This window comes from Streptomyces sp. SID14436 (assembly GCF_010548465.1).
Classification (GTDB): Bacteria; Actinomycetota; Actinomycetes; order Streptomycetales; family Streptomycetaceae; genus Streptomyces.
This window is the reverse complement of sequence record NZ_JAAGMD010000658.1, coordinates 1-7,764: the sequence shown is the minus strand read 5'-3', so window position 1 is coordinate 7,764 and position 7,764 is coordinate 1. Positions and strand designations below refer to the sequence as shown.

The window sequence follows — 7,764 nt, the reverse complement described above, 5'->3', positions numbered from 1 at the left end:
CACCCGGCCCGCGCCGCCCGGCCCGGTGGCGGGGCGGCGCCGGACGGAGCCGGCCGGATCGGCAAGACGGGCCCTCGACGGTCCCACGCGTCCCTCCCAGGGTCGCCCGGCGCAGGCGGCCGGGTCAGGCGCCGAGCTCGCGCACCGCCTGGGCGAACGCCTCACCGCGCCGGATGTAGTTGGTGAACATGTCCATCGAGGCGCAGGCCGGGGCCAGCAGCACCGTGTCACCGGGCCGGGCGAGCCGCTGTGCCTCCTGGACAGCCTGGAGCATGGCCCCAGTGTCGGCCCGGTCGAGGTCGACCACGGGCACCTCGGGGGCGTGTCGCGCCAGGGCTTCCCGGATGAGGGCGCGGTCGCGGCCGATCAGGACGACGCCGCGCAGCCGTCCGGCGGCGCCGGCGACCAGGCCGTCGAAGGTGGCGCCCTTGGCCAGACCGCCGGCGATCCACACGATCGGGTCGTAGGACGCCAACGAGGCTTCGGCGGCGTGGGTGTTGGTGGCCTTGGAGTCGTCGACGTAGGCGACGCCGTCCACGTCGGCCACGTGCGCGATGCGGTGGGCGTCCGGCGTGAACGCGCGCAGTCCGTCGCGCACCGCGCTCGCCGGGACGCCGAAGGCCCGCGCGAGGGCGGCGGCCGCCAGGGCGTTGGCGATGTTGTGCGGGGCGGGCGGGCGGACGTCGGAGACCTCGGCGAGTTCCTGGGCGTTGCGGTGCCGGTCCTCGACGAAGGCTCGGTCCACGAGGATGCCCTCGACGACGCCGAGTTGGGAGGGGGCGGGCGTGCCGAGGGTGAAGCCGACGGCGCGGCAGCCCTCCTCGACGTCGGCCTCGCGGACCAGGTCCTCGGTGGCCCGGTCGGCCGCGTTGTACACGCAGGCGACCCGGTTGCCCTCGTAGACGCGGCCCTTGTCGGCGGCGTAGGCCGCCATGGAGCCGTGCCAGTCGAGGTGGTCGGGGGCGAGGTTGAGCACGGCGGCGGAGTGGGCGCGCAGCGAGGGCGCCCAGTGGAGCTGGTAGCTGGACAGCTCCACCGCCAGGACGTCGTACTTCTCCTCGCCGGTCACCGCGTCCAGCAGCGAGACGCCGATGTTGCCGACGGCGGCCGTGCGCAGGCCCGCCGCCTGAAGGATGGCGGCGAGCATGCGCACGGTGGTGGTCTTGCCGTTGGTGCCGGTGACCGCGAGCCAGGGGGCGGCGTCCGGGCCGCGCAGGCGCCAGGCCAGTTCGACGTCGCCCCACACGGGCACCCCGGCCCGCTCGGCGGCGGCGAACAGCGGCTTGTCGGGCTTCCAGCCGGGCGCGGTGACGACCAGGTCGGTGCCCTCGGGCAGGGTGTCGCCGTCGCCGAGGCGGACGGTGACGCCGAGTGCCTCCAGCTCCGCCGCCTGGGCGCGGGCCCGTTCGTCGTCGCCGTCGTTGACGACGGTGACGTGGGCGCCGAGGCCGTGCAGCACCTTGGCCGCCGGGACGCCGGAGACGCCGAGCCCGGCGACGGTGATCCGGCGTCCGGTGAAGTCCGTGGGACCGGAGGAGGTCACTTGTCCGCTGCCCATCCCGCGTAGAAGAGACCCAGTCCGACGATCACACAGATGCCCTGGATGATCCAGAAGCGGACCACCACAAGGACTTCGGACCAGCCTTTGAGTTCGAAGTGGTGCTGGAGCGGGGCCATGCGGAAGACCCGCTTGCCGGTGAGCCGGAACGAACCGACCTGGATGACCACCGACATGGTGATGAGGACGAACAGGCCGCCGAGGATGGCGAGCAGCAGCTCGGTGCGGGAGCAGATGGCGAGACCCGCGAGCACACCGCCGAGCGCCAGCGAACCGGTGTCGCCCATGAAGATCTTGGCCGGTGAGGTGTTCCACCACAGGAAGCCGAGGCAGGAACCCATCAGGGCGGAGGCGACGACCGCGAGGTCGAGGGGGTCGCGCACCTCGTAGCAGGCGCCCGGGTTGGTGAGGGTCTGCGCGTTGGCGCAGGACTCCTGGAACTGCCAGACGCCGATGAAGGTGTAGGCGCCGAAGACCAGGACGGAGGCGCCGGTGGCGAGGCCGTCCAGACCGTCGGTCAGGTTCACGCCGTTGGACATGGCGAGGATCATGAACAGCGCCCAGACCACGAACAGCACCGGGCCGATGGTCCAGCCGAAGTCGGTGATGAACGACAGCTTGGTGGACGCCGGGGTGTTGCCGCGGTTGTCGGCGAACTGCAGGGCCAGAACCGCGAAGGCGATACCGACGATCAGCTGGCCGGCCATCTTCGCTTTGGCCCGCAGGCCCAGCGACCGCCGTTTGACGATCTTGATGTAGTCGTCGAGGAAGCCGACCAGGCCCATGCCGACCATGAGGCCCAGCACCAGCAGACCGGAGAACGTCGGCCCGGCGTCGGCCTCCTCGTCCAGGTAGCCGGTGATCACCTTGGCCAGGAAGTAGGCGACGACCGTCGCCAGGATGAAGGCGATACCACCCATGGTCGGCGTACCGCGCTTGCTGGCGTGCTCGCGCGGGCCGTCGTCACGGATGTACTGGCCGTATCCCTTGCGGGCCAGCAGCTTGATCAGCAGCGGGGTGCCGACCAGCGTCAGGAAGAGGCCAATGACTCCCGCGAACAGGATCTGCTTCATCATCGGGCGGCAACCTCACCCTCGGCACCGGTCCCGAGCAGCGCCTGCGCCACGCTCTCGAGCCCGACCGAACGGGACGCCTTCACGAGTACGACGTCTCCCGGGCGCAATTGGCTGCGCAACAGGTCGACCGCCGCCTGTGCGTCGGACACGTGCACCGACTCCTCACCCCACGAACCCTCGTTATATGCGCCCAGTTGCAGCCAGGCGGCTTCCCTGCCCCCGACCGCGACGAGCTTGCTGACGTTGAGCCGGACGGCGAGCCGTCCGACCGCGTCGTGCTCGGCGAGCGCCTCGTCCCCGAGCTCGGCCATCTTGCCGAGCACCGCCCACGTGCGTCCCCCTGCGGCCCGGGAGGCCCTGCCCATCGCTGCCAGGGCGCGCAGGGCGGCCCGCATGGACTCGGGGTTCGCGTTGTAGGCGTCGTTGACGACCGTCACGCCGTCCGGTCGCTCGGTGACCTCCATGCGCCAGCGGGAGAGGGAGCCCGCCTCGGAGAGCGCACGGGCGATCTCGTCTGCGGACATGCCCAACTCGTGGGCGACGGCGGCCGCGGCGAGCGCGTTCGACACGTGGTGCTCACCGTACAGGCGCATGGTCACATCACTTGCACCGGAGGGTGTGTGAAGCCTGAAGGAGGGCTGTCCGCTGTCCGTGAGTCGCACGTTCTCGGCACGGACGTCCGCTTCGCCGGACTCTCCGAAAAGGAGCACCTTCGCCTTCGTACGGGACGCCATGGCCCGTACGAGGGGGTCGTCCGCGTTGAGGACGGCCGTCCCGTCCTCGGGGAGGGCCTCGACGAGTTCGCCCTTGGCCTCGGCGATCTGCTCGCGGCCGCCGAACTCCCCGATGTGGGCGGACCCGACGTTCAGGACGAGCCCGATCCGCGGGGGCGTCAGACCGGTGAGGTAGCGGATGTGGCCGATGCCGCGTGCACCCATCTCCAGGACCAGGAACCGGGTGTCCTCGGTGGCGGTCAGCGCGGTCAGCGGCAGCCCGATCTCGTTGTTGAGCGAGCCGGGGGTGAAGACGGTCGGTGCCTTCTGCCGGAGCACCTGGGCGATGAGGTCCTTGGTGCTGGTCTTGCCGGCCGAGCCGGTCAGAGCGACGAGGGTGGCGCCCAGCCGTCGGACCACGTGCCGGGCGAGGGCGCCGAGGGCCGCCTGGACGTCGTCGACGACGATCGCCGGCACGCCGACCGGGCGGGAGGCGAGCACGGCCGCCGCACCCGCGTCGACGACCGCCGCGGCGAAGTCGTGGCCGTCCACGCGTTCCCCGACGAAGGCGACGAAAAGGCTGCCGGGGCCCGCCTCCCGTGAGTCCCGGACGACCGGTCCGGTGACCCGGACGGACGGATCCGGTATGTCGTGCGTCTGCCCGCCGACGACTTCTGCGATCTCGGCGAGGGAGAGGGCGATCACAAGTTCATCCCTGGGTCTTCTTGATGGCTTCGCGAAGCACCTGGCGGTCGTCGAACGGACGCACCACCCCGGCGATGTCCTGTCCCTGCTCGTGGCCCTTGCCGGCGACCAGCACGGTGTCGCCCGGCTCGGCGCGGGCGACGGCGGCGGCGACGGCCGCGGCCCGGTCCTCGAAGACCTGCACCTCTCCGCGCTCGTGGGCGGGCACGGACGCGGCGCCCTGGAGCATGGCCGCGAGGATCGCGAGGGGGTCCTCGGAGCGGGGGTTGTCGGAGGTCAGGACGGCGGTGTCGGCGAGCCGGGCCGCCGCGGCGCCCATCGGCTCGCGTTTGCTGCGGTCGCGGTCGCCGCCGCAGCCGAGCACGACGTGCACCTTGCCCTCGGTGATGCGGCGCAGGGCACGCAGCACCGACTCGACCGCGTCGGTCTTGTGCGCGTAGTCCACCACCGCGAGGTAAGGCTGCCCCTCGTCCACCCGCTCCAGGCGGCCCGGCACGCCCGGCACGGCGGCGATGCCGTCGGCGGCGGACTGCGGGTCGAGCCCGGCGGCGGCCAGGGCGACGATCGCGGCCAGCGTGTTGGCCACGTTGAAGGGCCCGGGCAGCGGCGAGGTGGCCGAGATCCGCTCGTCCTTGGGGCCGACCACGGTGAACGTCGAGTCCAGCGGGCCCACCTTGACGTCCTCGGCCCGCCAGTCGGCGTCCGGGTGGCCCTCGGCGGAGTAGGTGACCACGGGGACCCCGGACTCCTTGGCGAGGCGGCGGCCGTACTCGTCGTCCACGTTGACCACGCCGAACCGGCTGCGGGCCGGGGTGAACAGCTGTGCCTTGGCCTGGAAGTAGTCCTCCATCCCGGAGTGGAACTCCATGTGCTCCGGGCTGAGGTTGGTGAAGACGGCGATGTCGAAGACGCAGCCGTCGACCCGGCCGAGCACCAGGGCGTGGCTGGAGACCTCCATGGCGACCGCGTCGGTGCCGCGTTCGCGCATGACGGCGAACAGCGCCTGGAGGTCGGTGGCCTCGGGCGTGGTGCGTTCGGACTTGATGCGCTCGTCGCCGATGCGCATCTCGACGGTGCCGATGAGCCCGGTGCTGCGGACGGTCCGCAGACCGCCCTCGACGAGGTAGGCGGTGGTGGTCTTGCCGGAGGTGCCGGTGATGCCGATCTGCAGCAGGTCGCGGCCCGGGTGGCCGTAGATGGTGGCGGCCAGTTCGCCCATCCGCGCCCGCGGGTCGTCGACCACCAGCGCGGGGAGTCCGGTCGCGGCGACGCGCTCGGCCCCGGCGGGGTCGGTGAGCACGGCGACCGCGCCGAGGCTCGCGGCCTGGCTGACGAAGTCGGCGCCGTGCGCCCGGGCGCCCGGGAGGGCGGCGTACAGGTCGCCCGGCCGGACGGCACGCGAGTCGTGGGTGATGCCCGTGACCTCGGGTGCGTGCTCGGGCGCGGGGGCACCCAGCTGATCGGCGAGTTCCGTCAGGGGTGTGGCGGAGAGCTGCACCGGCCGGGGCGGTCCCGGATATGTCACGGGGTGGCCCTTCTGGGTGGTTTGGGACTGATCAGGGTGTGGCACGGCGGTGAGCGTACCGGGCGCGACCGCGTCGGAGCCAAAGCGGGGCCCGTGCGGTCCGCCGTCCCGGGCTGGCCGGGGCGTCGTGGGGCCGGGCGAGGAGGGGAGGTGCGGTGTCCCGGGGTCCGGGTGGTTCGTGGTCACGGGGTGGTTCCTGGTGGCTCGGTCGTGCGGGACTCGGGGGGCTGGCTCGGTGCGGACGGGGGACGGTCGGCGGGCGGGCCGGTGCCCCGGCCCGGGGCGGCCGGGCGGGGCGCGGTGCCGGTCAGGGGCTGAACGTGACCGGCAGTCTGGCGGGTTCGGCCCCGGTCGGCGGGACCTGGAGGGACTTCAGGGCGAACTCCATGACCTGCTTGTAGACGGGTCCGCAGATCTGGCCGCCGAAGTAGCTGCCCCGGGTGGCGTTCTGGATGACGCAGTAGACGGTGACCCGGGGCTTGTCGGCGGGCGCGAATCCGGCGAACGACGAGGTGTAGCCGTGGTACTTGCCGGTGGCCGGATCCACGCGGTTGGCGGTGCCCGTCTTGCCCGCGACGCGGTAGCCGGGGATGCGGGCCCTGGTGCCGGTGCCCTCCTCGTCGTCGACCACCGACTCCAGCATCCGGGACAGGGTCTTCGCGGTCTTCTCGCTGACCACCCGCTTCTTCTCGGGTTCCGGCGCGGGCGTGAAGCGGCCGTCGGGCCCCTTGCTGCCGCGCACCAGCCGGGGTTCGACGCGCACGCCGCCGTTGGCGATCGTGGAGTAGACCGAGGCGGCCTGCATCGCGTTGACGGACACGCCCTGGCCGAAAGGAATCGTGTACTGCTGGGAGGTCGACCACTGGTCGGGCGGCGCGAGGATGCCCTTGGTCTCGCCCGGGAAGCCGAGCCCGGTGTGGCTGCCCAGACCGAAGGCGCGCAGGTAGTCGTACAGGACCTTGTTGGCGGCGGACTGGGTCTTGCCGAGCTGTCCGGTGGCCAGGATGGTCCCGATGTTGCTGGACTTGGCGAGGACGCCGTTGAGCGTCAGGTACCAGGTGGGGTGGTCGATGTCGTCCTTGAACAGCCGGTCGCCGCGGTGCAGCCGGTTGGGCACGACGACGTGCGTCTGCGGGGTGGCGGCGTTCTCCTCCAGCACGGCCGCCATCGACAGCACCTTGGCGGTGGAGCCGGGCTCGAAGGCGTCCTGGAGCGCGGCGTTGCCGAGCGTGTCGGGGTTCGCCTCGGAGAGGTCGTTGGGGTCGAACCCGGGGGCGTTGGCCATCGCGAGGACCTCGCCGGTGCGGGTGTCCTGGACGATGACGTAGCCGCGGTCGGCCTTGGACTTCTCCACCTGCTTGCTGATGGCGTTCTGCGCGGCCCACTGGATGTCGCGGTCGATGGTGAGCTCGATGTCGCTGCCGGGCACGGCCGGGGTCTCGGTGGAGCCGGCGGTCGGGACCAGCCGGCCGCCGGACTGGGCGTAGCGGATCTTGCCGTCCTTGCCGGCCAGCTGCTTGTCCAGCTGGAGCTCGATGCCGCCGCCGCCCTTGCCGGAGGCGTTGACCCAGCCCAGTATCCCGGCGGCCAGCTCGTTGTTCGGGTACACCCGCTTGCTGGTGGGCACGGAGAAGACTCCGGCGAGGACGTTGACGGCCGACTTGTCGGTCTCCGTCTTCTTCGCCAGCGTCGACTTAAGGTCCTTGATCTGCTTCCAGACCTGCGGGGTCTGGCGGCCGGCCAGCTTCGCGTAGCGCAGCTTCTTGTTCTCCGGCCGCAGCTTCGCCACCAGCTTGTCCTGGGGCTGGCCGAGGATCGGCGCGAGGAGCGCCGCCGCCTGTTCCGGTCCGTCGGCGATGTCCAGCTCGGCGGGCGCGAACATCGTGGGGTCGGCGGTGATGTCGTAGGCGTCCTCGCTGGTGGCGAGGGCGACGCCGTGGCGGTCGGTGATCTCGCCGCGCTCGGCGGCCAGCACCTGGCCGACGTAGCGGTTCTGTTCGGCCTTGGACGCGTAGGTGCTCGCGTCGACGGCCTGCACCTGCACCAGGCGCACCACGAAGGCGAGGAGGACCAGGGTCAGCGCGAGGCCGACCAGGCGCAGCCGGGGGCGCGGGCTGCCCAGCTTGATGGTCTTGGGGGCCGGGCGGGCCGGGCCGGGGCGGCGGGCGGGGCGGGCGCCGGGCGCCG

At 72.2% G+C, this 7,764-nt stretch carries 5 protein-coding genes; all 5 read right to left on the bottom strand.

Annotation, left to right across the window (positions count from 1 at the left end; all coding sequences use genetic code 11):
* Positions 1 to 124 precede the first annotated feature (124 nt).
* Complete coding sequence (gene murD / locus G3I53_RS23490) at positions 125 to 1,558, bottom strand: UDP-N-acetylmuramoyl-L-alanine--D-glutamate ligase (RefSeq protein ID WP_203592808.1); 1,434 nt, start codon at positions 1,556 to 1,558, stop codon at positions 125 to 127.
* The gene (gene mraY, locus G3I53_RS23485; protein ID WP_164339205.1) at positions 1,540 to 2,631 is read right to left on the bottom strand and encodes a phospho-N-acetylmuramoyl-pentapeptide-transferase; all 1,092 of its coding nucleotides are present in this window, start codon (positions 2,629 to 2,631) and stop codon (positions 1,540 to 1,542) included. Before mraY ends, murD begins: the two co-directional genes overlap by 19 nt.
* Positions 2,631 to 4,052, bottom strand: a complete 1,422-nt coding sequence (murF, locus tag G3I53_RS23480) for a UDP-N-acetylmuramoyl-tripeptide--D-alanyl-D-alanine ligase (protein WP_164339203.1) — start codon at positions 4,050 to 4,052, stop codon at positions 2,631 to 2,633. Before murF ends, mraY begins: the two co-directional genes overlap by 1 nt.
* A gap of 4 nt (positions 4,053 to 4,056) precedes the next feature.
* On the bottom strand, positions 4,057 to 5,577 hold the full coding sequence (locus G3I53_RS23475) for a UDP-N-acetylmuramoyl-L-alanyl-D-glutamate--2,6-diaminopimelate ligase (protein WP_164339201.1): 1,521 nt from the start codon (positions 5,575 to 5,577) through the stop codon (positions 4,057 to 4,059).
* 307 nt (positions 5,578 to 5,884) lie between these two features.
* Positions 5,885 to 7,764 (bottom strand): penicillin-binding protein 2 (locus tag G3I53_RS23470; protein WP_164347092.1); only part of this gene is annotated, 1,880 nt, incomplete at its 5' end.